The sequence below is a fragment of the Streptomyces sp. NRRL S-337 genome (assembly GCF_000720175.1).
In the GTDB taxonomy this organism is placed as follows: domain Bacteria; phylum Actinomycetota; class Actinomycetes; order Streptomycetales; family Streptomycetaceae; genus Streptomyces; species Streptomyces siderophoricus.
The window spans coordinates 1-22,706 of the sequence record NZ_JOIX01000106.1; the positions used below are offsets into that span (position 1 = coordinate 1).

General features: G+C 72.8%; 22 protein-coding genes and 1 pseudogene. 12 read left to right on the plus strand and 11 right to left on the minus strand.

From position 1 onward, the window contains the following. Positions 1–401: 401 nt before the first annotated feature. Positions 402–1,223: a PhzF family phenazine biosynthesis protein gene (locus IG62_RS0137835; protein WP_030814655.1), complete on the minus strand. Its 822-nt coding sequence runs from the start codon at positions 1,221–1,223 to the stop codon at positions 402–404. A gap of 291 nt (positions 1,224–1,514) precedes the next feature. On the opposite strand from IG62_RS0137835, the gene IG62_RS0137840 reads away from it, so the two are divergent. Beyond that, positions 1,515–2,141, plus strand: coding sequence for a PadR family transcriptional regulator (locus IG62_RS0137840; protein ID WP_030814659.1), 627 nt, complete (start codon positions 1,515–1,517; stop codon positions 2,139–2,141). A 103-nt stretch (positions 2,142–2,244) separates the two neighbouring features. On the opposite strand, the gene IG62_RS0137845 is transcribed toward IG62_RS0137840, so the two are convergent. Beyond that, on the minus strand, positions 2,245–2,673 hold the full coding sequence (locus IG62_RS0137845; protein WP_030814662.1) for an SRPBCC family protein: 429 nt from the start codon (positions 2,671–2,673) through the stop codon (positions 2,245–2,247). Between the two features lie 353 nt (positions 2,674–3,026). Between IG62_RS0137845 and IG62_RS0137850 the strand changes: the two genes are divergently transcribed. From IG62_RS0137850 to IG62_RS49315, 4 genes and pseudogenes are all read left to right on the plus strand, one after another. Further along, the gene (locus tag IG62_RS0137850) at positions 3,027–3,557 is read left to right on the plus strand and encodes a Clp protease N-terminal domain-containing protein (RefSeq protein WP_030814664.1); all 531 of its coding nucleotides are present in this window, start codon (positions 3,027–3,029) and stop codon (positions 3,555–3,557) included. Positions 3,558–3,606: 49 nt separating this feature from the next. After that, on the plus strand, positions 3,607–4,809 hold the full coding sequence (locus tag IG62_RS0137855; RefSeq protein WP_078872490.1) for an EamA family transporter: 1,203 nt from the start codon (positions 3,607–3,609) through the stop codon (positions 4,807–4,809). A gap of 584 nt (positions 4,810–5,393) precedes the next feature. After that, positions 5,394–5,594 (plus strand): hypothetical protein, encoded by a 201-nt coding sequence (locus IG62_RS49310; RefSeq protein ID WP_063755429.1) that lies wholly within the window; start codon positions 5,394–5,396, stop codon positions 5,592–5,594. A 40-nt stretch (positions 5,595–5,634) separates the two neighbouring features. Then, positions 5,635–5,871: pseudogene (locus IG62_RS49315) on the plus strand (EamA family transporter); the annotation flags it as partial. Here IG62_RS49315 and IG62_RS49320 read toward each other — a convergent pair. The 3 genes from IG62_RS49320 to IG62_RS0137870 form a co-directional block, all read right to left on the minus strand. Continuing rightward, positions 5,769–5,984 (minus strand): hypothetical protein, encoded by a 216-nt coding sequence (locus IG62_RS49320; protein WP_063755430.1) that lies wholly within the window; start codon positions 5,982–5,984, stop codon positions 5,769–5,771. The pseudogene IG62_RS49315 and the gene IG62_RS49320 sit on opposite strands and share 103 nt — an antisense overlap. A gap of 120 nt (positions 5,985–6,104) precedes the next feature. Beyond that, entirely contained in the window at positions 6,105–6,767 is a 663-nt protein-coding gene (locus IG62_RS0137865; protein ID WP_030814669.1) for an FMN-binding negative transcriptional regulator, read from the minus strand. A gap of 9 nt (positions 6,768–6,776) precedes the next feature. Then, entirely contained in the window at positions 6,777–7,442 is a 666-nt protein-coding gene (locus IG62_RS0137870) for a pyridoxamine 5'-phosphate oxidase family protein (RefSeq protein ID WP_030814671.1), read from the minus strand. A gap of 35 nt (positions 7,443–7,477) precedes the next feature. Between IG62_RS0137870 and IG62_RS0137875 the strand changes: the two genes are divergently transcribed. Next, on the plus strand, positions 7,478–8,809 hold the full coding sequence (locus IG62_RS0137875; RefSeq protein WP_030814672.1) for an aminotransferase class I/II-fold pyridoxal phosphate-dependent enzyme: 1,332 nt from the start codon (positions 7,478–7,480) through the stop codon (positions 8,807–8,809). 639 nt (positions 8,810–9,448) lie between these two features. Here the strand turns inward: IG62_RS0137875 and IG62_RS0137880 are convergent. After that, positions 9,449–10,456: a DMT family transporter gene (locus IG62_RS0137880; RefSeq protein ID WP_030814673.1), complete on the minus strand. Its 1,008-nt coding sequence runs from the start codon at positions 10,454–10,456 to the stop codon at positions 9,449–9,451. A 74-nt stretch (positions 10,457–10,530) separates the two neighbouring features. On the opposite strand from IG62_RS0137880, the gene IG62_RS0137885 reads away from it, so the two are divergent. Then, the gene (locus IG62_RS0137885) at positions 10,531–11,439 is read left to right on the plus strand and encodes a LysR family transcriptional regulator (protein WP_030814674.1); all 909 of its coding nucleotides are present in this window, start codon (positions 10,531–10,533) and stop codon (positions 11,437–11,439) included. A 37-nt stretch (positions 11,440–11,476) separates the two neighbouring features. On the opposite strand, the gene IG62_RS0137890 is transcribed toward IG62_RS0137885, so the two are convergent. The 3 genes from IG62_RS0137890 to IG62_RS0137905 all read right to left on the minus strand — a co-directional run bounded on the left by IG62_RS0137890 (position 11,477) and on the right by IG62_RS0137905 (position 15,112). Next, positions 11,477–13,018 carry a carboxyl transferase domain-containing protein gene (locus IG62_RS0137890; RefSeq protein WP_078872491.1) on the minus strand — a complete coding sequence of 514 codons (1,542 nt, stop codon included), beginning with the start codon at positions 13,016–13,018 and terminating at the stop codon, positions 11,477–11,479. Further along, positions 13,011–14,468 (minus strand): acyl-CoA synthetase, encoded by a 1,458-nt coding sequence (locus IG62_RS0137895; protein WP_030814679.1) that lies wholly within the window; start codon positions 14,466–14,468, stop codon positions 13,011–13,013. The genes IG62_RS0137890 and IG62_RS0137895 overlap by 8 nt, the downstream gene beginning before the upstream one ends. Positions 14,469–14,647: 179 nt before the next feature. Beyond that, positions 14,648–15,112: a pyridoxamine 5'-phosphate oxidase family protein gene (locus IG62_RS0137905; protein WP_030814682.1), complete on the minus strand. Its 465-nt coding sequence runs from the start codon at positions 15,110–15,112 to the stop codon at positions 14,648–14,650. A gap of 202 nt (positions 15,113–15,314) precedes the next feature. Between IG62_RS0137905 and IG62_RS0137910 the strand changes: the two genes are divergently transcribed. Beyond that, on the plus strand, positions 15,315–15,962 hold the full coding sequence (locus tag IG62_RS0137910) for a cysteine hydrolase (protein WP_030814692.1): 648 nt from the start codon (positions 15,315–15,317) through the stop codon (positions 15,960–15,962). 74 nt (positions 15,963–16,036) lie between these two features. On the opposite strand, the gene IG62_RS0137915 is transcribed toward IG62_RS0137910, so the two are convergent. Then, complete coding sequence (locus IG62_RS0137915) at positions 16,037–16,585, minus strand: Rieske (2Fe-2S) protein (protein WP_078872493.1); 549 nt, start codon at positions 16,583–16,585, stop codon at positions 16,037–16,039. 119 nt (positions 16,586–16,704) lie between these two features. Then, on the minus strand, positions 16,705–18,849 hold the full coding sequence (locus tag IG62_RS0137920) for a prolyl oligopeptidase family serine peptidase (protein ID WP_078872492.1): 2,145 nt from the start codon (positions 18,847–18,849) through the stop codon (positions 16,705–16,707). A gap of 237 nt (positions 18,850–19,086) precedes the next feature. Between IG62_RS0137920 and IG62_RS0137925 the strand changes: the two genes are divergently transcribed. The 4 genes from IG62_RS0137925 (at position 19,087) to IG62_RS0137940 (ending at position 22,201) form a co-directional block, all read left to right on the plus strand. Beyond that, a complete protein-coding gene (locus IG62_RS0137925) occupies positions 19,087–19,911 on the plus strand; it encodes a HipA family kinase (protein WP_030814700.1) in 825 nt (274 codons plus the stop codon). Further along, positions 19,872–20,303: a DUF3037 domain-containing protein gene (locus tag IG62_RS0137930; protein ID WP_051799168.1), complete on the plus strand. Its 432-nt coding sequence runs from the start codon at positions 19,872–19,874 to the stop codon at positions 20,301–20,303. The genes IG62_RS0137925 and IG62_RS0137930 overlap by 40 nt, the downstream gene beginning before the upstream one ends. Positions 20,304–20,640: 337 nt before the next feature. Beyond that, positions 20,641–21,402 carry a 3-oxoacyl-ACP reductase FabG gene (gene fabG, locus IG62_RS0137935; protein WP_030814704.1) on the plus strand — a complete coding sequence of 254 codons (762 nt, stop codon included), beginning with the start codon at positions 20,641–20,643 and terminating at the stop codon, positions 21,400–21,402. A 28-nt stretch (positions 21,403–21,430) separates the two neighbouring features. After that, a complete protein-coding gene (locus IG62_RS0137940; RefSeq protein ID WP_030814710.1) occupies positions 21,431–22,201 on the plus strand; it encodes an SDR family oxidoreductase in 771 nt (256 codons plus the stop codon). Positions 22,202–22,706 lie beyond the last annotated feature (505 nt).

A 22,706-nucleotide genomic window follows, 5' to 3' on the forward strand; every position in this document is an offset into this window, starting at 1 on the left:
GGTGCGGGGGGTGGGTCCGGGGGGTGGGTTCGGGGGTGGGGGGAGTCGTGAGGTTTCGCGCGTGCCCGGGAGGAAGCCTCAGAGCGGACGCCCGGCGCGGCGTGGCGCGGCCGCGGGACTGCGGAGGGGTGGCGGCCTGGGAGGGCTCGGACGACGTGGGAGCGCCCGGACGACGTGGGAGGGCCCGGACGGCGTGGGAGGGCCCGGACGGCGTCTGTGGGGGTGTGGGGAGCCGATGATCGGGTCGGGGCGCGGCGGGGTCCTGACGGCCCCGTGCCGGCCGCAGGGACCGCTCCCGGAACCTCCCGGACCCGTGCCCGACGGACGGTCGGGCCGGCTCCCGCTCTGACGTCGTCGCGCCCCTGCCACCCGGCCGGGGCGCTCCGCGCAAAGACGGCCGGTCAGGCCTTGGTCAGTAGTTCGCCGTCGATCACCGTGACCGCGGAACCGGTCAGCAGCGTACGGTCGCCGCGCAGTTCGGTGCGTACGTAGCCGGTACGCGCCGCACCCTGCAGACCGACCAGTGAGTCGCGGCCCAGCCGTGCCGACCAGAACGGGGCGAGAGCGGTGTGCGCGCTGCCCGTTACCGGGTCCTCGTCGATGCCGACCGCAGGGAAGAAGCATCGCGAGAAGAAGTCGTAACCGCCGGACGGGTCTTCGGCGCGTGCGGTGGCGATCACCCCGCGGCCGCCGTGCCCGGCCAGTGCCTTGAGGTCCGGGGCCAAGGCCCGCACGGACGTCTCGTCGGCCAGCTCGACCAGCAGATCTCCGACGTTCGGGCCCGTGTCGTGGGCCGAGAGGATGTCGACGCCCAGCGCGTCCGCGACCACGGGCGGCACCTCGACCGGGCTGAGCGGCGCGGCAGGGAAGTCCATGGTGATCGCACCGTCGTCGCCGGCCGTCGTGGTCAGCACCCCGCTGCGGGTACGGAAGCGGACCGTACCGGTGGCGGTCCCGGTGCTGTGCAGAACATGCGCGGTGGCCAAAGTGGCGTGCCCGCACATGTTCACCTCAGCGGCCGGGGTGAGCCAGCGCAATGCCCAGTCGGCGTCACCGCCCTCCGGCAGCGGGTGCGCGAAGGCGGTTTCGGAGAGGTTGACCTCCCTTGCGACCTGCTGCAGCCAGTCCGTTTCGGGAAAGGCGTCGGAGTCGAGGAGCAGGACTCCCGCGGGGTTGCCGGCGAACGGACGCTCACTGAAGGCGTCGACGATGCGAATCCTCATGAGCGCGAGCGTAGAGGGGCCACCCAGCTGCAGGCCAAGGCCAATCCCGGGAAATTGGACCGGGATGGGGTGTCGGTGAGCCGAGCGGACTGGTGGACACGGACCGGTCCCCGCCCATCGGGCGGGCGGGCCGACGTGGAGGCAGGGCGGCGGGGAAGCGGCGGATGCGCTGACGTGCCCGGGCGCTGCTCTCGTCGAATCGGATGTAGCTCGGGTCTTGCTTCGCCGAACAGTCCCGATATATCGTTGAAGCATCGCGACCGATCAACGAAAGAAATGGAGGACGTCGCCATGCGTTCCCAAGGACACGATCACGGACACGATCACCGGCACGAGCGCTACGGGGCCGGGCCCCGCGGCGGTCGGGGGGACTTCGGGGGTGGCTGGGAGCGGCGACGCTCCGCCTTCGGTCCCTTCGGCCCGCCGTTCGGAGGTCCGCCCTTCGGGGGCGGCCGGGGCCGTGGCGGCCCGCGCGGCCGGGCCCGGCGCGGGGATGTGCGCGCGTCGATACTGGCGCTGCTCAAGGATCGCCCGATGCACGGCTACGAAATGATCCAGGAGATCGCCGAGCGCAGCGGCGGGGCGTGGAAGCCCAGTCCCGGCTCTGTCTATCCGACCCTGCAACTCCTCGAGGACGAGGGGCTGATCGCCAGTGCCAGTGAGGGTGGCAAGAAGCTGTTCTCGCTGACCGAGGCCGGACGCGCCGAGGCCGACAGCGGCTCGGACGCCCCCTGGGAGGACGCCGGCCGCGGTGTCGACTGGGAGGCGATGAATGAGATACGCAAGGCGGGCGGCGGCCTGGTCGAGGCATTCCGGCAGGTGTGGGCCACTGGCAGCCCGGAGCAGCGGGAGAAGGCCATGGCGGTGGTCAACAAGGCCCGCAAGGAGCTGTATCTGATCCTCGCCGAAGAGGACTGATGCCGCAGGGCTCCCCGTAGGAGGGGGCCGGCGTCGGGGGCGCGTTGAGGGGGGCGTCGGTTCGAGTGCCGGGCGCCGGGGGGCGGGCGCCCGGTGCCGGGGCTCAGGCGAGCAGGTCGGCGAGCTTGCGTAGGGACTCGTTCAGTGCGGCGCTCGCCGAGTCCTTGAGTTTGCCTGCCATCAGGGAGACCGCGGCACCTGTGAACGACCCGTCGATCTGAACGGTGGTCGCCTCGCCGTCCGGTGTCAGGGCGTAACGCATCTCGAGGTTCACGCCCATGGGGCCCTTGCCCGCAATGTCGAGCAACCGGCCCGGCTCCAGTGCTCGTACGGTCCAGGTGACCTCGGCGGGGAAGCCGATCAGCTTCATGTTCTCCTCGTAGGCCGCGCCCACCTCCAGCGTTTCCGGGCCGCCCTTCGGGAAGGACGTGTGGGTGGCGTTCCACTGCCCGTACGCATCGAAGTCGGTGAGCCGGTTCCAGACCGTCTCGGTCGGTGCCTTGATGCGGGCCTGTGCGGTGACTTCGGCCATGCGATCACCCCTCCGGTGGCGGTCCTGGCTGGTGCCGCGGAACGTAGCCGGGAGGGGAGGAAGGTTCAATACCGACGACGCTTAATTCTGATGGGTCGTCAGTTTGGCGGGATGGTCGACCATGCTGGGCCGCAGACCGTACTGGGTGACAGGCCGTACTGCCGTCAGGGGATGTTCGCGGGAGGGGGAGGCGCTGGTCCGGGATGTCCGACCTCCACGAAACCTGCATATTCTCTCCGCCTTATCTCCTCCCTGAGGAGGAGACACCGGGGCGGTATCCCCAACCAGCGTGGGATGCGCAAATGCTTCCCGGCGGGGATGCCCGGGCGTTCAGGGGGTGGTGGGGTGGGGTTGTGCAAAACCGTACTGCGTATAGCGGAGCCGACGACTCCGTCCGGGAGGACCTCGACAGCAGGCTCACCGTCGAGCTCGCATCGGTGGTCTCCGCGGCCCGCAGACGGGCCACCCGGGATGGTGACCGGCAGGTCGACACCGCGCATCTGCTGCACGGTCTCCTGGAGTCGGACCCCGCCGTACGCGCGGCCTTCGACGGCGGACCGCAGGTGGCCCGGCTGCTCGGCTATCTCGTCCAGCGCAGCATCGGCTACGGACTCCAGTGGCTCGGCACGGTCGAGGACTCGGGCGCCGTTCCGGTGGTCACCGAAGCCGGTGTCCCCGGATGGTCACCGGCCGCAGCCGCCGCCATGGACGGCGCCCTCGACCGTGCGCACGCTCGCTACGACACCCGCGCCGGCTGCCTCGATCTGCTCGCCGCTCTCGTCGACGATCCCGAATCGCGAGCCGTTGAGGTATTGCGCCGGGCCTCCGTCGACACCGCCCGGCTCGCCGCCCGTCTGGACGGGGACCGCCCCGGCCAGGACTGACAGGGGTCTCGGGGGTTGCGCTGCTGACGGCGGCTGTCATGATGACCCGATGCACGCGTCATCAGGGAGCCCGGCAGGTCGAGCGGCCGGCCCGGGCCAGGGAACGGCAGGATCCTGGCCGGACCAGCGATCGTCCGCGCTCGACGGGAGCCGGGGCGGTGCGCAGCGGGGACGTGGTGCCGGCGTCGGTATCGCCCTGCTGTCGGCGCTCGCCTTCGGCGGCTCGGGCGTGGCCGCCAAACCCCTGATCACGGCCGGTCTCGAACCGCTGCACGTCACCTGGCTCCGGGTCGCCGGCGCGGCGCTGGTCATGCTGCCGGTGGCTTGGCGCCACCGTGATCTGCCGCGCCGCCGGCCCGCCCTGCTCGTGGGCTTCGGGCTGCTCGCCGTCGCCGGTGTGCAGGCGTGTTACTTCGCCGCGCTCTCCCGCATCCCCGTGGGCGTGGCCCTGCTGGTCGAATACCTGGCGCCGGCGCTCGTCCTCGGCTGGGTCCGTTTCGTGCAGAAGCGGCCGGTCACCCGTGCCGCGGCGCTCGGTGTGGTGCTCGCCGTCGGCGGTCTCGCCTGTGTCGTCGAAATCTGGTCCGGGCTGAGCTTCGACGCGCTCGGCCTGGCGCTCGCGCTGGGGGCGGCCTGCTGCCAGGTGGGCTACTTCGTGCTCTCCGACCACGGCAGCGACGGCGAGGACACGGCGGACCCGCTCGGGGTGATCGCCTACGGCCTGCTGATCGGCGCCGTCATCCTCACCGTGATCGCGCGCCCCTGGGAACTCGACTGGACGGTCCTCGGCGGCGGTGCGGACATGAACGGCACCCAGGTGCCCGCCGCCTTGCTGCTCGCCTGGATCGTGCTGGTCGCAACGGTGGCGGCCTATCTGACCGGAGTGGTGTCGATCCGCCGGCTCTCGCCCCAGGTGGCCGGGGTCGTCGCCTGTCTGGAGGCGGTCATCGCGACCGTACTGGCCTGGGTGCTGCTCGGTGAACACCTCTCCGCTCCGCAGATCCTGGGTGGGGTGGTCGTCCTAATCGGCGCCTTCATCGCGCAGTTGGCCAAGCCGCAGTCGACCGAGTCGTTGGTCGTGGCAGGAGCGGGCTCGGGGGAGGCCACCGGCCCGGGGGAGACCGCGGCGGCGGGAGAGACCCCGGAAGCCCACGGCGATGCCACCTCGTACGGCGGTGGCGTGGCCGCGGCCGGGGCAGGAGCGCCGGCGGGTTCCGCGGACGGCCTGCCGCCAGGATCGCCCGCCGCCTAGAGCATCGATCATGCAGGTCACTGTGTTCTCCCCGCCCGCCGCGTAAGTCGGACGGCGGCCTCCGGGCACGTCCCGGCTCGGGTCCACTGCCGAGCTGCCCGCCGCTGCCTGCATACGGGAGGTGCATTCCTTCCTCGGCGCACCACGCCGACCTGGACCTTCTCGGAGCATCACCCCCGCAGGCCTCCTCCCCCGCCCTGTCCCGTGGGACGGGGCTGCTGTACGCGGTGTTCGCCGCCACCGCCTGGCGCATCGACGGTGCGGCCGCCGCCCTCCTCCACCGGGGCGGGCGGCGGACTGGGGCCGATCGCCCTCACCTTCTGGCGCACCTTCGGCGGCGTGGTCCTGCTGCTCGCCCCGCGCACGCTGCTGCGCCGCCGCTCGACGGCCCCGCTGCTTGATGGCCCCCGCCGCTCCGGCCCCGTACGAGCCGGTACGCCGCGGCGTACTGCGCACGCTCGTGACGGGCGTGGCACTGGCCGTCTTCCAGACCGCCTACTTCGCCACCGTGCAGACGAGCGGGCCGGCCGTCGGCACTGTCGTCACCATGGGGCGGGACCGGTTCTCCTCGCATCGGGGCGCGCGTGACGGTGGGGGAGCGGCTCGGCGCGGGCGGCGCGCCGGCCGTCGGGGCGCTGGCCGGGCCGACGGCCCCGGTCCTCGACGGAGGCGGCGCGACCGTCCGTCCCGCCGGTGTCGCCTACGTCCTGCTGTCCGCGGCCGGCTGTGCCGCGATGACGCTGGCACCCGGAGGCCTGGGCAGGGGCGGCGACAGCGATCCGTAGGCCTCGATGAGCGGCGACGGCGATCCGTACGCCTCGACGAATGGCGCCTTCGTGGCCGGGTGCGGTCTGTCGGCTGCCGCTCGCGGTGGCGGGGGGCCTCTGGCCCCAGGCGCACGACTTGGTGTGCAGCCTCTGGCTAACGGGTTACCTGGCCGCGGTGCCGACCGCGCTCGGCTACGTGCTGAACTTCGCGGGGCGGGCCGCCGTAAGCGCGACGACTGCCTCGGTGATTTCGCTGATCGAGCCGGTGTCGGCGGCCGCCATCGCGGTGGTCTTCCGCGGTGAGCGGCTCAGCCCGCCGACCGCGTTCGGGACGGGCGTGCAGCTGACGGCGGTTGCCGCGCCGGCCGTGACGGAGCCGCGCAGCGCCGTGGCGACCCCGTCGGCCACTGCACCGGCTGCCCGGCTGAGGCGACGGCCACGGCGGAGGCGACGGCGCCGCTGCGTACGCCGAGGAGGGGCCCGGCCGGAGGCATCGGCCGGGCCCCATCCCTCTACAGGCCATCCGGGTCAGGGTTCCGGCGTCCTCGGTACCGCACCGGCCGCCGCCAGGCGTCGCTGCTGGTGGGCGCGGGCGGCCGCGTCGCCGGGGCCGTTCCGTTCGGCGAGGCGTCCCGATATGCGGTGCTGGACCGTCTCGCTCCGCTTCCCTCCGTATTTGAACTTGGCGCGGATCTCGTGCACTTCGAGGCGCAGACCGCGGATGCCGGAGAGCAGCCGCCCGTACGGTGCCTCACCGGCGGTGACCGGGGCCGAGCCGCCCTCGGGCTGGAAGTGACCCATCTGCCGTTGCAGCAGCGCCGCCTTCGCCTCCGGATCGTCCACGACATGGGCCGTGCAGCTCAGCTGGACCGCGGCGTAGAAGCTCGTGGGGACGCCGTGCTCGGGCGGTTTGCCCTCCTCGGCCTGCCAGGGGCCGGGAATGAAGGTGTAGTCGTCCACCACGCTCAGCAGTACCTGCGGATGGTCCGACAGCGCCTCCCAGAGAGGATTCGGGCGGGCCAGATGCGTCACCGCCTCGCCGCGGTCCGGGTCGTAGGCGAAGTGCAGGGGCTGTACCAGCGGCGGTTCACCGGGCCGTCCGTTGGCGGCCAGCTGGCCGAAGTCGTGTGCGGCGAGCCAGCGTTGCCACTCGGCGTCGTCGGTGGGGGCGTCCCAGGGGTGTATCAGCACGGATGCTCCTCAGCGGGCAGTGAGGTACGCCGGCTCCGGGATGCCGGGCGCGAGGTCGTCGGACGGTATGGGGGCGCCGTACACCGGTGCCACGGGAAGGACCCCGCTCCAATACGGCAGCGCGAGGTCCTCCGGCTCGTCGTTGGGACCGCCGGTACGGACCTTGGCGGAGACGTCGCGCAGGTCAAGGCGGATCACGGCGGTGGCGGCCAGCTCCTTGGCGTTGCCGGGGCGGGAGTCCGCGGCGCGTCCGGGCAGGACGTGATCGACCAGCGCGTCCAGGGCGGTCGTCTTCTCCTCCGCGTCGGTCACCTGGTACGCGGTGCCGTGCACCACGACCGAGCGGTAGTTGATGGAGTGGTGGAAGGCGGACCTGGCCAGCACCAGGCCGTCGACATGGGTGACCGTGACGCAGACCTCAAGGCCCGGGTCCGTGGACCCGCCGGCCATCCGCAGGGGCCGGGAGCCGGTCGAACCGTGCAGGTAGAGGCGGTCGCCGACCCGGCCGTAGAGCGTCGGCAGGACGACCGGCGAACCGTCGCGGACGAAGCCCAGGTGGCAGACGTAGCCCTCGTCGAGGATGGCGTGCACCGTCTCGTGGTCATAGGCGGCGCGCTCGCGGGCGCGGGTCGGGGTCGTGAGGTCGCTCGGCGCGTACGACTCGGCAGAGGCCATTGCCAGCTCCATTGCACTAGTGCATAATCGAGTTTGTGCTAGGAGAGTATCGGATCGAAGGGCGGCGCGCATCGGACATTGCCGCCAGCGTCGAGCGAGCCATCGGTGCAGGCGAGCTCCAACCAGGCGAAGTCCTGCCCCCGCTCAGGGAGTTGGCCGTCTATCTAGAGGTCAATCCGAATACGGTCGCGGCCGCGTACCGCACGCTCCGCGACCGGGGAGTGATCGAAACCGCGGGTCGCCGCGGCAGCCGGGTACGCCCGCGTCCCGCGAGTACGCCCCGCGAGGCGTTGCGGGTGGAGGTGCCCCCGGGGGTTCGCGACACCTCCGACGGCAACCCCGACCCGTCCCTGCTGCCCCCGCTCGAACGGGCGCTGGCCGCCGCCGCGGCGCGCAGTTCCCGGCGGCCGGTGCTCTACGGCACCCCGGCCGTCGACGAGGAGCTGGCCGCCCTGGCCCGTTCGGCCTTCGCCGACGACGGCGTGGCGGAGGGCCCGATCACCGTCACCAGTGGCTCACTCGATGCCATAGAGCGGGTGCTCGCCACCCATCTGAGGCCCGGCGACCACGTGGCCGTGGAAGATCCCGGGTGGGGCAGCCTGCTGGATCTCGTCCCGGCGCTCGGACTGCGGCCCGTGCCGGTGGGCGTGGACGACGAAGGGCCGCTGCCCGCCCGGCTGGCGCAGGCGCTGGAGGACGGTGCCCGTGCGGTCGTCATCACGGACCGGGCGCAGAACCCCACCGGCGCCGCCGTGACGGCCGCCCGCGCCGCTGAGCTCCGCGCGCTCCTCGCCGACCACCCCGGCGTCCTCCTCATCGAGGACGACCACGGCCACGGCATCGTCGATCTCCCGCTCCATCCGCTCTCCGGTGTCACCGACCACTGGGCGCTGGTCCGTTCGACGGCCAAGGCCTACGGACCGGATCTGCGCCTGGCGGTGCTCACCGGCGACGCGGTGACCGTCGACCGCGTGCGCGGACGGCAGGCGCTGGGCCCCGGCTGGGTCAGCCATCTGCTCCAGGACACGGTCGTGCAGTTGTGGCAGACGTCCGCGGTCGACCCGACGGCCGTGGCCGGCGCGTACGGCCGGCGCCGGGACCCGCTGATACGGGCGCTGGCCGAGCGCGGGGTGCCGGCGCGAGGACGCAGCGGGATGAACGTCTGGGTGCCGGTCCCGGACGAGACCGGAGCGGTGGCCCGGCTACTGCATTCCGGCTGGGCGGTCGCCCCCGGTGCGCGCTTCCGGCTGCACTCCCCACCGGGAATCCGCATCACCGTCTCCCAGCTGTCCCGCGGCGACATCGAGCCGATCGCCGACGCGGTCGCCGCGGCCACGGGGGCGGGTGAGCCACGACGGTACGAGTGACGAGACGAGTGACGAGACGAGTGGCGATATGAGTGGCGATACGAGTAGGGGGTGCGCTACGGGAGAGGAGCCGCTCGGTGTGGAGGCCGACGGACCGGCACACGGCCGTAGCGAACCATAGTTGGCGGACGCCCCGTTCTGCGCCCGGGCGGCCGACTGCGGTACAGGGCAGGCCCGCCGTCAGCCGGTGACCTGAACGGTGCAGGGCCCCGGGCGCCCAGGAATCGGCAGGCGCGGACAGGCCGGCGGTGCTGCCGTGTCCGAAGCTGCGGTTCCGGCGTCCCTACCAGCCACCGCTGTAGGCGGTCCACGGCGAGCCTGGCGGGAGTGCGCGGCCGGAGTGGGCGGTGCTCTCTCCCCCCCGGGAGGCCGACAGGGATCCGCTTCCCCCTGGAGGACGACGGGGATCCTGCGTCCTCGCGCCCTCCCTCCTCCGGTGGCCGTTCCGCGGGCCGCTTGAGCACGGGGGGCACACCAGACGCCCCGTTCCCGCCCGCCCGCGACGCCTCGCTTCGCGCTCCCGCCCAGGGGCGCAGAGGCCCAGGGGTGTATTCCTTCATCCCTCAGCTGGGTATGGCGCGCGAATTGTCGTAGGGCGTCGGCCCGTTGACCTCCGGAGAGGGGCAACGGGCCGGCGGTTCAGTCGGTGGGGGTGGAGCGGCGGGTCGTCGGCGTGCGGGGCTTGCCCTGGGTGAGGGCCGCGCCGGCCAGCACGATCAGGGCGCCGACCGGGGTGTTCCAGCTGAGCCGCTCGTTCAAGAGGGCGACCCCGGCGGCGGTGGCGATCACGGGGACGAAGTAGGTGACCATCTGTGCCGTGGTGGGGCCGATCTCGGCGACCAGGCCGTACTGGAGGAGGAAGGCGAAGCCGGTGCCCAGCGCGCCGAGTGCGAAGACCGCGAGCAGCGGGAGGATCGGGTAACCGGTCGGTGCGGTGGTGAACAGCGGGGTGACGACGGCGAGTTGGGCGGTGGCCAGCAGCAACTGGGTGCTGGACATCGACAGGTGGGAGTGCGAGGCGCCGGCCAGGGTGCGGCGGACGTAGATCCAGCCGATGGGGTAGCAGAGCGAGGCACCGAGCGCCATCGCGGTGCCGGTCAGATCCGTACCGGCGAAACCCTGCCAGGCGCCGAGCACGGTCAGCACGCCCAGGAAGCCGATGCCGAGACCGGCGACCCGCCGCCGGGTCGGGCGGTCCTCGGAGAGCGCCACGACCGACAGCGCCATGCCCCACAGCGGCGAGGTGGCGTTGCAGATGCCGGCCAGGGTGGAGGGGATGGTCAGCTCGGAGTAGGCGAAGAGGGAGAACGGCAGCACGTTGAGAAAGAACGCGGCGACCGCGAGATGCCCCCAGGTGCGGGCGGAGCGCGGCAGTCGCTCGCGCTTGATCATGAGGATGGTCAGCAGAACCAGCGCGCCGAACGTCACCCGGCCGAGCGTGACCTGCAAGGGCGCGAAGGCCTGGGTGCCCACCTTGATGAAGAGGAAGCTGAAGCCCCAGATGAGCGAGAGGATCGCGAACCGGACCTGCCAGCCGCGGGCGCGCGGCCGGGTCACGGCGACGGGCCGCTGGGGCGTGGAGGTGGTGGTGTCCGTGGCCGTGTCGGGGCTGACGGAGGCGACGGAAGTGCTGGTGGCGCTGGTCATGACACTCAAGATGGCGGATGCAACTTAGTAGCACAAGCGAGTTTTTGTGGCAGGTATCGCGTAGCATTGCTTATATGTTGAACCTGGATCGCCTACGGACGCTGAGCGCGGTCGCCCGCCACGGATCGGTCAGCGCGGCCGCGGACGGGCTGCATGTGACCACCTCGGCCGTCTCCCAGCAGATCGCCAAGCTGGAACGGGAAACCGGGCAGCAGCTGCTGGCGAAGAACGGGCGCGGGGTGCGGCTGACCGACGCCGGACGGCTGCTCGCCGACCACGCGGTGCGCATCCTCTCCCAGGTCGAACTCGCCCAGGCCGAGCTGGAGGCGCACCGCGGCCAGGCGGTCGGCGAGCTGCGGATGGGTGCCTTCCCCACCGCGGCGCGCGGGCTCTTCCCGGCCGCGCTCGCCGGGATGCGCGCCGAGCATCCTCAGCTGCGCGCGCGTCTGACCGAGATGGAGCCGGACGAGTCGGTGCGCGGGGTGGTGCGCGGCGACATCGATCTGGCCGTGGTCCTGGACTGGTACAACCGCCCGCTGTCCCTCCCCGACGGGCTGGCGAAGTCGCCGCTGCTGGACGACCCGGCCGATGTGGCGATGCCGGCCACGCATCCGCTGGCCCGGCGCAGCTCCGTGGAACTGGAGGAGTTCGCGGAGGACGAGTGGATCTCCTGGCCGCAGGGGGAGTTCTGCAACGAATGGCTGATGTTCACGCTGCGCAGCAAGGGCATCGAACCACGCATCGCCCATATGGCGGAGGAGCACGGCACTCAGCTCGCTCTGATCGCGGCCGGACTCGGCGTCGCGGTGGCGCCCCGCCTGGGCCGCGGACCGGTGCCCGACGGGGTGAGCGTGGTGCCCGTACGCCACACGATGCGCCGCCATGTGTACGCCATCTGGCGCGCGGACGCGGACCGCAGGCCCTCGATCCGCGCCGCGGTGGGCGCGCTGCGGACGGCCGCGGAGCAGGTCGAGGCCGGCTGAACGGGGCTTTCGGCGCTGCACGGGGCTTTCAACGGCCTCAGCCGTCCCGGTCCGTCGTCCCCTCCCGGTCCGTCGTCCCCTCCCGGTCCGTTACCCCCTCCCGGTCCGTTACCCCCTCCCGGTCCGTCGCCCCGTATCCGGCCGGCGGCACGATTCCGCGGATGATGCCCAGCTCCAGCAAGTCCTGGGGACGGATGCGGAGTTGTTCGGCGGTGTCGTGCACCTGCCCTTCGTCGCGTTTGAGGATGGCGGCGGCCAGTTCCGGGGCGATCACCGAGAAGTAGCTGTCCGGCGTGGCCCAGAGCCGGCCCGGGGCGGCGAGGGCGAGCGCGCCGCCCGAACCGCCCTCGCCGATCAGCAGGGACGTCACCGGCACCTCGGTGGTGGCCAGCGCCGCGAAGGCGTCGGCGATCGCCGCTCCGGCACCGGCCCGCTCGGCCACCGCGTCGTTCGCGGCGCCGGGGGTGTCCACCAGTGTGAGCACGGGTATGCCGAGCCGGTCGGCGAGCCGGACCAGCCGGGCCGCGGTGCGGAAGCCGGCCGGGCGGGTGGCCGTGCCGCACTGGGCCACGAAGGCGATCGTCCGGCCCTCACGACGGCCGAAGCCGCACCGTATACCGGGGTCGGTGCCGCCACAGCGGTCGCCGCTGAGCTCCTCCCGGTCGTCGAAATACGCCCGCAGGTACGCCTCGGCGCGCGGCCGCCCGGCCGCACGGGCGCGCACCACCGCATCCCAGCCGGTCTCCGGCAGCCCCGAAGCGCCGAGCGCGGCCGGCGGGGGTGCGGGCGTGGCATCGGCGCCGGCCGGGCGGCCCGCGGGAGCGAGCAGCCGCAGCCACCGCCGCAGCGCGCCCCGCAACCGGTCGGGCGGCACGACCGCGTCGACCTGCCCGGCGGCGAACTGCCCCTCGGCGGAGTACGCGGACGGGTCGGCGTCCGGAGGGCGCACCCGCGAGCCGGCGAACCCGATCTGCGCCCCGGGCAGCGCGAGGATCACATCGGCGGCCGCCCCGAGCGTGGCCCAGCCGCCGCCGGTGGTCGGATCGCGGACCACGGCGAGCTGCGCCAGTCCGGCGGCCTGGTGCAGCGCCGACTGCCGGGCCACCCGCTGCAGTTGGCTCAGCGCGCGCATGCCCTCCTGCATCCGGCTGCCGCCGGTCGCGATCAGCGAGACGACCGGCAGCCGCCGCTTCCGGGCCTCGGCGTACGCCGCCTCCAGACGGTCGCCGGTGCGCTCGCCCAGCGAGCCGCCGAGATAGCGGAACTCGAAGGAGAGCACGACCGCTTGGGCCCCGGCGAGGTCGGCCACGGCCGTGACCACCGATTCGTCCTCGCCGGTCGCCGTACGTGCGCGGGCCCGGGCGGCGTCGTAACCGGGCCAGCCGAGCGGCCCGTCCGGGCCCGGCGAGGCAGTGGCCGGCGGCACCGGCAACTCGGTGTACGTGTCCGCGACCGCCGCCAGCGCCTGACGAGCCGTCAGGCGCGCACACGGCTTCGGCACGCCGCCGCCCGTACCCGCTCCTGCCGCGCCCGCACCCGCGCCGATCGGGTCGCCCCTACCGCCCCCGCCGTCATGCATGGAGCTCTCGCTTCAGGATCTTGCCCATGTCGTTGCGCGGCAGCGCGTCCAGGAAGTGCACGGTGCGCGGCCGTTTGTGCGGCGCGAGCTGACGGGCGACATGGTCGGCGAGCTCCTCGGCGGACGGCGGCGGGCCGGCCTCCGGGCCGCGCTCGGCCACGACCCAGGCGACGATCCGCTCACCGAGGTCCTCGTCGGGGACACCGGTGACGGCCGCCTCGGCGACGCCGGGGTGCGCCAGCAGCGCGTTCTCGATCTCGCCCGCGCCGATTTTGTAGCCACCGCTCTTGATCAGATCGGTGGCCCGGCGGCCGACGATGCGGTAGTTGCCGGCGGCGTCCCGGACCGCCATGTCGCCGGTACGGAACCAGCCGCCGTCGAAGGCGGCCGCGGTGGCGTCGGGGCGGTTGAGGTACTCGACGAAGAGGTTCGGGCCGCGGACCTGGATCTCCCCGACCGTCTCGCCGTCCCCGCCCTCGATGGCCTGGCCGGCGTCGTCGACCAGCCGGACGTACACCCCCGGCAGCGGCACCCCGACCGTGCCCGTGGCCTCCGGGCCGTCGGCCCGCACGCTGGTGTTCATCAGCGTTTCGGTCATGCCGTACCGCTCGATCACCCGCCGTCCGGAGGCCGCCGCGATCCGCTCGTGATCGGTCAGCGGCAGCGCCGCCGACCCCGAGACCAGCAGCCGGGCCCGCGACAGCGCCTTCGCCAGGGCCGGATCCCGGCCCGCCTCCACGGCCAGGCGGTGGTACATCGTCGGGACGCCGAAGAGCATCGTGCCCTCCCCGGACAGCTCCCGGGCGACCGCCTCCGTACTGAAACGCCCCAGGTGGTGGACGCTGCCGCCGCGGCGCAGAGGTCCGAGGACGCCGAGGATCAGGCCGTGCACGTGGAACAGCGGCAGGGCGTGCACCAGGACGTCGTCGGCGGTCCACTGCCAGGCGTCCTGGAGGGCGTCGAGGGTGTGGGTGAGGGCACGGCGGGGGAGCACCACGCCCTTGGGCGGGCCGGTCGTCCCGGAGGTGTAGACGATCAGCGCCGGTGTCTCGTCGGCCGGTTCCTGCGGCAGCGCGGGCCCGGGCTCCTCGGGTGGCTCGGTGGCCTCGACGTCGATGCGGGGCAGGGCGGCGAGCGGGCCCGGCAGCTCGTCGTCCGCCCCGGCCAGCACCAGCGAGGGGGTGCTGTCGCCGACGATGTGCGCCAGCTCGCTCTCACCGATCTTCGGATTCACCGGTACGGCCGCCACGCCGGCGAGCAGCGCGGCCACCACCCCCACGGAGGTTTCGAGCGTCGGCGTCGCCCAGACCGCGATGCGGGTCTCACCGGCGATCCGCTCGGCCAGCGCGCCCGCCACCGACGCCAGCTGTCGATGGCTCAGCGCGCGGTCGCCGAAGCGCAGCGCGGGGGCGGGCGAACCCTCGCGCAGTGCGGGGAAGAGCACGTTCACCGGATCTCCTTCGTCTCGTCGGCACCCGGCCGCGCCCGACCGGGCCGTCCCGCCTTCGCACCCTGCGCGGGCGCGGTACGGGCTGACGAGACCACTCTCGCAGACGCCACTGACAACGCGATGGGGTCCGGCGATCACCGTCGGTGACTCCGCCCCTGCCGCCTCGCCGTGGCCGGCGCTCAGCCCGGGATCTTGTGGAAGTCCCACGACGCCACGGAATCCGGCGTCAGCCGCAGCCAGGCGTGCCGGCCGTCGTGGGGCATCGTGGTCATCCCGAAGTACTTCCCGGCGAACAGGCGCTCCGGAGCGTCCAGTTCGGCACAGCGCTCACCGGTTCGCGGGGCCTCCCCGACGCATTCCGCGCGGCCCGACAGCTCCACGCCGCGCAGTTCGCCGTACGCGTGTCCGTCGTCGACCACCACCGCGATCCGCGGGTCCTTGCGGACCTGGGTCCACCGCCTGCTGCGGGTGATCGAATAGAGCCACAGCGCGGCACCGTCCCAGGCGAACCACAGCGCCCCCACGTGCGGCGCCCCGTCCCCGCCGACCGTCGCGACCCGGCAGGTGCGCTGCTCCGCGAGGAACGCGTCGAGTTCGCCGGGCGTCATCATGATCCGGCGCCCGCGCCGCTGTGTTTCGGTCATCCGTCATCGCCTCCGCTGCGACTGCCCTGACGGGACCTGCCCGCCCGGGACGAGCTGACTGGGCGTCAGAAATCATCGGCGCTCTTCCTGGCGGATGCAATGCCCGATACCCTCGCCCGCCTCGAAGAGCCCCGGCAGCGAAGGGCGCCCGCCAGGGGAGTACGCCGTCAGGAACGGACCACCGGAACCGGGAGGACCTGCCATGCCCTCGGATGCCGTACGGCTCGGCGAGCAACTCGACCCGGCCTCGACGGTGCTGCTCACCGTCGAGTGCCAGCGGGGCGTCGTCGGCCCGGAGAGCGCGCTGCCCGAACTCGCCGACGCCGCCCGCACGTCAGGGGCGCTGGCGAACATCGCCCGCATGGTGGCGGCCGCGCACGACGCGGGCGTCCAGGTGATGCACGCGGTGGCCGAGCGCCGTCCCGACGGGCGCGGCGCCAGCCGTAACGCGCGCCTGTTCAGAGCCGCGGAGAAGCTGTCCGTCCAGCAACTCGCCGGGTCCACCGCGGTGCGCATCGCCGATCCCGTACCGGTCGGCGAGAAGGACCTGGTGGTGCGCAGGCTGCACGGCCTGTCGCCGGTCGCCGGCACCGAGGTGGACGCGCTGCTGCGCAACCTCGGCTGCCGGACGCTGGTCGTCACCGGGGTGTCGGCGAACGTGGCGATCCCCAATACGGTGTTCGACGCGGTCAACCTCGGCTATACGGCGGTGGTGCCCGCGGACGCCATCGCCGGGGTGCCCGCCGACTACACCCCGGCGATGATCCGCCACACGCTCGCCCTGGTCGCCACCGTCACCACTACGGAGGACGTGCTGACCAGCTGGCGGAGACCGCGCCGCGCCCGCTGACGGGCCGGACCGACGGACCGCCGACACACGTCGGACGAGCGGCGGCGCGCCCTTCAGCCGGCCGTTGACGTGCCTCAGGCGAGCGTGACCGTACCGCCCTTGACGTTCACCTTGGCCGGAGCCAGGCCCTTGGTGGCGGGGCCGTGCTTCACGCTGCCATCGGTGATGTCGAACTTGCTGCCGTGGCACGGGCAGTTGATGGTGCCGTCGGCGACCTCATTGACCACGCATCCCGCATGCGGACAGACCGCGGAGAACGCCTTGATCTCGCCGCTCTGCGGCTGGGTGACCACGACCTTCTCCGCCTTGAAGATCTTGCCGCCGCCCTGGGGGATCTCCGCCGCCTTGGCGAGCTCCTTGCCGGCCGGACCGGCGCCACCGCCGGCCTCCGAACCGCCCGCCCCGGTGGCGCCGTTGCCGTCCGCCGCCTTGGAGCCGTCGCCGCCCGGAGCGGCCATATCGTTGCCGCAGGCCGCGAGCGCCGCCGTCAGGCCGGCCGCGCCGACCGCCGCAACCACGGTGCGCCGGGCCGTTCCGCAGCACGGCCGTGCCGGAACCGTCTCCTCCGTCCCCGTCCCCGTCCCCGCGGTCTCCGTCCGCCCCGTTGCTGCCTGTCGTGCCATGGTCTGCCTCCGGTTCCTGGTGGTGCTTCGGTGCGCGATCTGGTCCATGGACGTTGCACAAGCTCCATACGGAGACCTCGGCGGCCGCGTTCAAATCCGGGGACGTTCTTGTCGGCGGGTCACACTCCGACGGCCGACAGCGCGTCCCGCAGGAAGTCCCGCTGGAAGTGCAGCAGCTGCTCGTTGACCCTGTCGTCGGCCGGCATGTGGGTGGCCCCCGGCAGCGGCAGCACGCTGTGCGGCCGGCCCGCGGCGAGCAGCTCCGCCGAGAAGCGCAGGGTGTGCGCGGCCGCCACGTTGTCGTCCGCGAGCCCGTGGACGAGCAGCAGCGGACGGGTCAGCAGATGGCCGTGCCCGGCCAGGGAGGAGCGCACATAGGCGTCCGGACGCTCCTCCGGGTGGCCCAGGAACCGCTCCTTCCAGTGGGTGTCGTACAGCCGCTGGTCGGTGGGCGGGGCGCCGGCCACCGCCGCGTGGAACACATCGGGGCGGTGCAGCACCGCGGCGGCCGCCAGGAACCCGCCGAACGACCAGCCGCGGATCGCCACCCGCGACAGGTCCAGGTCCGGGTACCGCGCGGCGGCCTCCCGTACCGCGGCCACCTGGTCCTCCAGCACCGGCCCGAGCTGGTCGCCGTGCACCGCCTTCTCCCAGGCCGGCCCCCGGCCCGGCGTGCCCCGCCCGTCGGCCACCAATACGGCGAATCCCTGCTCGGCGAACCACTGCGACACACAGGTGAACCACCCCCGGCCCCGTCCCACCACCTGGAGCCCCGGCCCGCCGTACGGGTCGAGCAGCACCGGCAGCCGGGCCGAGCCCTCCCGGTGCCACGACGGCAGGTGGAGGGCGGCGCGCAACTCCCGTTCTCCCAAGGTGAGAAAGACCGACCGGGGGGTGACCGCCGGGGTCTCGGCGAGCGAGGTGATGCCCGCCGCGGGCCGGCCGTCGCGCAGCACGCTCACCTCGTTGCCGTGCGGGGTCTGCCCCTCGACAACTACGGTGCCTCCCCGCCCCGTGGCCGTGAACCGGCCCGGCCCCCGGCTCAGCGGCCGGTTGCCGATGCCGGGCTCATGGCTCCACACATGGGTCTCCAGCGGGTCCTCGCTCGCCGTGAAGAGCACCCGTTCCCCCTCGACCGCCAATACGGCGCGGAGTTGCAGCCCCTCCGGGGTGACCCGTCGGCCACCGACGGCCAGATAGCGGGTGTCGCCGTCGTCCTCGGGGACCACCAGTGCGCCCGAGGCGGTACGGGCCGGAGTGCCCGGTATGAGCTCCACCCAGGCCGGATCGGTCCGCTCGTGCCGCAGCTCGGTGGCCCCGGTCACCGGATCGACCGCGAGCAGCCGGACCGTGCGCTGATCACGGCTCTGCACGGCAAGGAACGGGCCGTGCGCGTCCCAGCCGGCCTCGGTGAGGTACTCGTACGCCGTGCGGTCCCAGGTGACCTCCACGCGCCCGCCGTCCAGCGCGACGAGCTGCACCGTGACGTCCGCGTTGGCGGTGCCGGCGGACGGGTACCGGATCATCCGCGGCGGCCTGGCAGGATCCGCGGGATCGCCGAGGTAACGCCGCGCCACCCGGCTGGTGTCGACCCGCGCCACCAGGAGGCGCCGACTGTCCGGGGCCCACCAGTAGCCGCGCAGCCGGCCCATGGATTCGGCCGCCACGTATTCGGCGAGCCCGTAGGAGACCTCGGGGCCCTCCGCGCGAGCCAGCTGCCGGTCGTCCCCGGCCAGGGTGACGACGTGGAGGGAGCGGCCGCTCACATAGGCGATGGACCGCCCGTCGGGCGAAGGGCGGGGGTCCACCACCGGACCGGCCGCCGGGACGGGGAACGGCGCGCCCCCGTCCGTCCGCACCGCCCACAGCGCACCGGACAGCGCGAACGCCACCAGCCGCGCGGCGTCGTCGGCCGCGTAGGAGACCACCCCGGCCGACCTCTCACGGGCGCGCTCCCGGCGCAGCCGCTCCTCCTCGGGGAGCGCTTCGGCCGCGTCCCCCACGAGGAGCGCCGGGTCGGCCAGCACCCGTTCCGCACCGTCCTCGTACTGCCACAGCCGGCCCACGGGGTCGGTACCCGAATCCGTACGGACGAAGAGCACCCGGCGGCCGTCCGGGGAGACGGTGAAATGCCGGGGCACCCCGAGGGAGAAGCGGCGGGTGCGGGCGAACTGGGCTGGAAACGCAGTGGAGTTGACGGAATCTGCGGGGTCGGTGAGGGGCGCGGGTTCGGCGGTGCCGTGTTCCGGGGTGCTGTCGTCCATGGGACGGTGGTTCACGATGCTGTCCTCCAGTGTGTGTGCTGCACTCTCATCCCGGGGATGCCGACGGGGCGTTCCACAAGGCATTCCCCAAGGCGTTCCACGGGGCATTCCGCCGGGGCGCTCCGCGGAGGGATTTCCCCGGGGCTTTCTGTCGGAATCCGCGCAGCGCGGAGCACCGGTACCGGACCGGGCGGAAAAGGAATAACGGGTGGCGGAACGCTGCCGTAGCCTGTGGGGATGTTGACCGAAGTCATGGCGACCCGCTATGTCACGCCTTTGCGTGAGGGCGGATCGCTCCCGGGAATCGTCGAGGCCGACGATCTCGGAACTTATATCATGAAGTTCACCGGCGCCGGACAGGGACGCAAAACCCTCGTCGCCGAGGTGATCTGCGGGCAGTTGGGCCGCCGGCTCGGACTGCGGGTGCCGGATCTGGTCCGCATGCAGCTCGACCCCGTCATCGGCCTCAGCGAGCCCGACCAGGAGGTCCAGGAGCTGCTGAAGGCCAGTGGCGGGCTCAATCTCGGCATGGACTACCTCCCCGGATCGCTGGGATTCGATCCGCTCGCGTTCGAGGTGAGTGCGCGGGAGGCGGGCCGGGTGGTCTGGTTCGACGCGCTGATCAACAATGTCGACCGGTCCTGGCGCAATCCCAATCTGCTGGTCTGGCACGGCGAACTCTGGCTGATCGACCACGGCGCCGCGATGATCTGGCACCACAACTGGCCGACCGCCGAAAAGGCAGCGAGCCGGCCGTACAACGCCTCCGACCACGTGCTCGCCACGTTCCGTCCGGACCTCGCGGCGGCGGCCGAGGAATTCGCCCCGCAGATCACCGAGGAACTGCTGACCGAGATCACGGCGGACGTGCCCGACGAATGGCTCGTCGACGAGCCCGGATTCGACTCCCCGGACGTGCTGCGCCAGGCGTACGTGACGACGCTGCTGGCGCGTGCCCGTACGATCAGCGATCGGATCACCGTCGGGGAGCCCACCAAGGACAAGCCCTCGCAGGCGCCGGCATGGCTGGCCGGAAAGTTGCCTCGGAGGGCAGTGAAGTGACCGGTCTGCACAACGGACGCGATGTTTTCGAGTACGCCCTGCTGAAGGTCGTGCCCCGGGTGGAGCGCGGCGAGATGATCAATGCCGGTGTGGTGGTGTACTGCCGCGCCCGGCGCTTCGTCGAGGCCCGCACCCATCTGGATGAGGCCCGGCTGCTGGCGTTGGACCCGACGGTCGACGTCGAGGGGGTGCGCGCCGCGCTCGGCGCCGTGGAAGGGATCTGCGCGGGCGGTGAACGGGCCGGACAGGCCGCGGCGGACGACGCGGGGCGCCGGTTCCGCTGGCTGATCGCCCCGCGCAGCACCATCGTCCAGCCCGGCCCGGTGCACACCGGGCTGACCGCCGATCCCACCACCGAGGCGGAGCGGCTGCTGGACCTGCTGGTCCGCTGAGCCGGATTCTGCACACACCCGGCCCTCCCCTGCACCCGGCCGTCCAGCTGGATTCCGTATCCACCTGGATTCCCCCGTACCCGGATGCGTCCCCGAAGGGGCGCCCGGCCCGCCTCCCGGGCCGGGCGCCCCTTTCATGCGTTTTCGTCCGTCCGTCCGGTTTTAGCTCGTCCGCCGGGGCGGTGCAGGTGAGCTCGGCAACGGCGCGGTGGTGGGGCGTTGACAGCGGGTGGCCGGGCTTCTAGCGTCAGCCCTGCTCAGGCTACTAAGCGGTTGCTCACCCATGGGATCGGTGCGGCGGACCGCTTGTCGAGGTTTCGAGGTGAGGAGAACCCGCATGTCCACCACCGAGCAGCGCGTCGCCATCGTGACGGGCGCGGCCCGCGGTATCGGCGCGGCCACCGCCGTACGCCTGGCCGCCGAGGGCCGCGCCGTCGCCGTCCTCGACCTCGACGAGGCGGCCTGCAAGGACACCGTCGAGAAGATCACCGCGGCCGGCGGCAAGGCCGTCGCGATCGGCTGTGACGTCTCGGACGCCGAGCAGGTCGAGGCGGCGGTGACCCGGGTCGCCTCCGAGCTCGGCGCACCGACCGTCCTCGTCAACAACGCCGGTGTGCTGCGCGACAACCTGCTGTTCAAGATGAGCGAGAGCGACTGGGACACGGTCATGAACGTGCACCTCCGGGGTGCGTTCCTGATGTCCCGCGCCTGCCAGAAGCACATGGTGGACGCCAAGTTCGGCCGGATCGTGAACCTCTCCTCCAGTTCGGCGCTGGGCAACCGCGGACAGGTCAACTACTCGGCCGCCAAGGCCGGTCTGCAGGGCTTCACCAAGACCCTCGCCATCGAACTCGGCAAGTTCGGCGTGACCGCCAACGCCGTCGCCCCCGGCTTCATCGTCACCGACATGACCGCCGCCACCGCCGAGCGCGTGGGCATGGGCTTCGAGGACTTCCAGGCCGCGGCCGCCACCCAGATCCCGGTCCAGCGCGTCGGCCGGCCCGAGGACATCGCCAACGCGATCGCCTTCTTCACCGGCGAAGCGGCGGGGTTCGTTTCCGGCCAGGTCCTGTACGTCGCCGGCGGCCCGCTCAACTGACCGCCCACCGACCACAGGAGTACAGGACATGACCGAGCAGGCAAACGGGCTCCCGGAGCCCTCCGGCAAGGTGGCGCTGGTGACCGGCGCCAGCCGCGGGATCGGCTACGGCATCGCGGAGGCGCTGGTCGCCCGCGGTGACCGGGTCGTCATCACCGGGCGCAACGAGGACGCCCTCAAGGAGGCCGTCGAGAAGCTGGGCGCGGAACGGGCGCTCGGCGTCGCGGGGAAGGCGCACGACGAGGCCCACCAGGCCGTCGCCGTCGAGCGCGCGATGGAGACCTTCGGCCGGGTCGACTACCTCGTCAACAACGCCGGTACGAACCCGGTGTTCGGGCCCATCGCCGACCTCGACCTCGGTGTCGCCCGCAAGGTGTTCGAGACCAACGTCATCTCGGCGCTCGGCCTCGCGCAGCGCACCTGGCACGCGTGGCAGAAGGAGAACGGCGGCGCGATCGTCAACATCGCGTCGATCGCCGGCCTCAGCGCCTCGCCGTTCATCGGCGCGTACGGCATCAGCAAGGCCGCGATGATCAACCTGACGCAGCAACTGGCGCATGAGTTCGCGCCGTTGGTGCGGGTCAACTCCATCGCGCCGGCCGTGATCAAGACCAAGTTCGCGGCCGCGCTCTACGAGGACCGCGAGGAGGAGGCGGCGGCCGCCTACCCGATGGCGCGGCTCGGCGTCCCCGAGGACATCGGCGGGGCGGCGGCCTTCCTGCTGTCCGACGCGGCGGGGTGGATCACCGGCCAGACGCTGGTCGTGGACGGCGGGTTGTTCCTCAACGCGGGGGCGTGAGCGGCCGTTCGAGCGGCGCGGGTCCGGGTGGTAGGCCCGGGGGGTAGGCCCTGGGTGAGCTCGCGTCGGGGATCCGGCGTCGGTGAGCTCGCGTCGGTGAGCCGGCGTCGGGGATCCGGCGTCGGTGAGTCCGTTGGCCGGCTTGCGTCGGTGTGCAGTCCAAGAGGCAGAGTCCGTGGTGCCGGTCCCCAAGGGGCCGGCACCACTTGCGTGAGCGGACCGCCGGGAGACATGCCATGCACCAGCGCACGCTCGGGGGCGACCACCGGCCCTGGATCAGCGCCGTCTGCCTGAGCACGCGGGCGTTCGCACCACCGCCGACTCGGCGGCACGGTGAACCAGGTGGTTCTGGCCTGGCTCATGGGCGGCCCGGGTGAGGGGCGGGGGTGGGGATCGCGGGGGTGGGATCTGGGGTGGAGGTGGCGGCGCGGCGGGGCGGCGGCGGGGTGGCGGCTCCGGTGGTCATCGCGCGCGTGGCCTCATCCCCCCACCCCCGAACCCACCC

What these genes read in the sequence shown, in the direction of transcription:
- IG62_RS0137940 (WP_030814710.1), top strand. Translation starts at nt 21,431, where the DNA reads ATGACCGAGCAGGCAAACGGGCTCCCGGAGCCCTCCGGCAAGGTGGCG.
- IG62_RS0137925 (WP_030814700.1), top strand. Translation starts at nt 19,087, where the DNA reads ATGTTGACCGAAGTCATGGCGACCCGCTATGTCACGCCTTTGCGTGAG.
- IG62_RS0137880 (WP_030814673.1), bottom strand. Translation starts at nt 10,456, where the DNA reads ATGACCAGCGCCACCAGCACTTCCGTCGCCTCCGTCAGCCCCGACACG.
- IG62_RS0137890 (WP_078872491.1), bottom strand. Translation starts at nt 13,018, where the DNA reads ATGCATGACGGCGGGGGCGGTAGGGGCGACCCGATCGGCGCGGGTGCG.
- IG62_RS0137915 (WP_078872493.1), bottom strand. Translation starts at nt 16,585, where the DNA reads ATGGCACGACAGGCAGCAACGGGGCGGACGGAGACCGCGGGGACGGGG.
- IG62_RS0137870 (WP_030814671.1), bottom strand. Translation starts at nt 7,442, where the DNA reads ATGGCCTCTGCCGAGTCGTACGCGCCGAGCGACCTCACGACCCCGACC.
- IG62_RS0137885 (WP_030814674.1), top strand. Translation starts at nt 10,531, where the DNA reads ATGTTGAACCTGGATCGCCTACGGACGCTGAGCGCGGTCGCCCGCCAC.
- IG62_RS0137845 (WP_030814662.1), bottom strand. Translation starts at nt 2,673, where the DNA reads ATGGCCGAAGTCACCGCACAGGCCCGCATCAAGGCACCGACCGAGACG.
- IG62_RS0137910 (WP_030814692.1), top strand. Translation starts at nt 15,315, where the DNA reads ATGCCCTCGGATGCCGTACGGCTCGGCGAGCAACTCGACCCGGCCTCG.
- IG62_RS0137930 (WP_051799168.1), top strand. Translation starts at nt 19,872, where the DNA reads ATGGCTGGCCGGAAAGTTGCCTCGGAGGGCAGTGAAGTGACCGGTCTG.
- IG62_RS0137835 (WP_030814655.1), bottom strand. Translation starts at nt 1,223, where the DNA reads ATGAGGATTCGCATCGTCGACGCCTTCAGTGAGCGTCCGTTCGCCGGC.
- IG62_RS0137855 (WP_078872490.1), top strand. Translation starts at nt 3,607, where the DNA reads ATGCACGCGTCATCAGGGAGCCCGGCAGGTCGAGCGGCCGGCCCGGGC.
- IG62_RS0137840 (WP_030814659.1), top strand. Translation starts at nt 1,515, where the DNA reads ATGCGTTCCCAAGGACACGATCACGGACACGATCACCGGCACGAGCGC.
- IG62_RS0137920 (WP_078872492.1), bottom strand. Translation starts at nt 18,849, where the DNA reads ATGGACGACAGCACCCCGGAACACGGCACCGCCGAACCCGCGCCCCTC.
- IG62_RS0137905 (WP_030814682.1), bottom strand. Translation starts at nt 15,112, where the DNA reads ATGACCGAAACACAGCGGCGCGGGCGCCGGATCATGATGACGCCCGGC.
- fabG (WP_030814704.1), top strand. Translation starts at nt 20,641, where the DNA reads ATGTCCACCACCGAGCAGCGCGTCGCCATCGTGACGGGCGCGGCCCGC.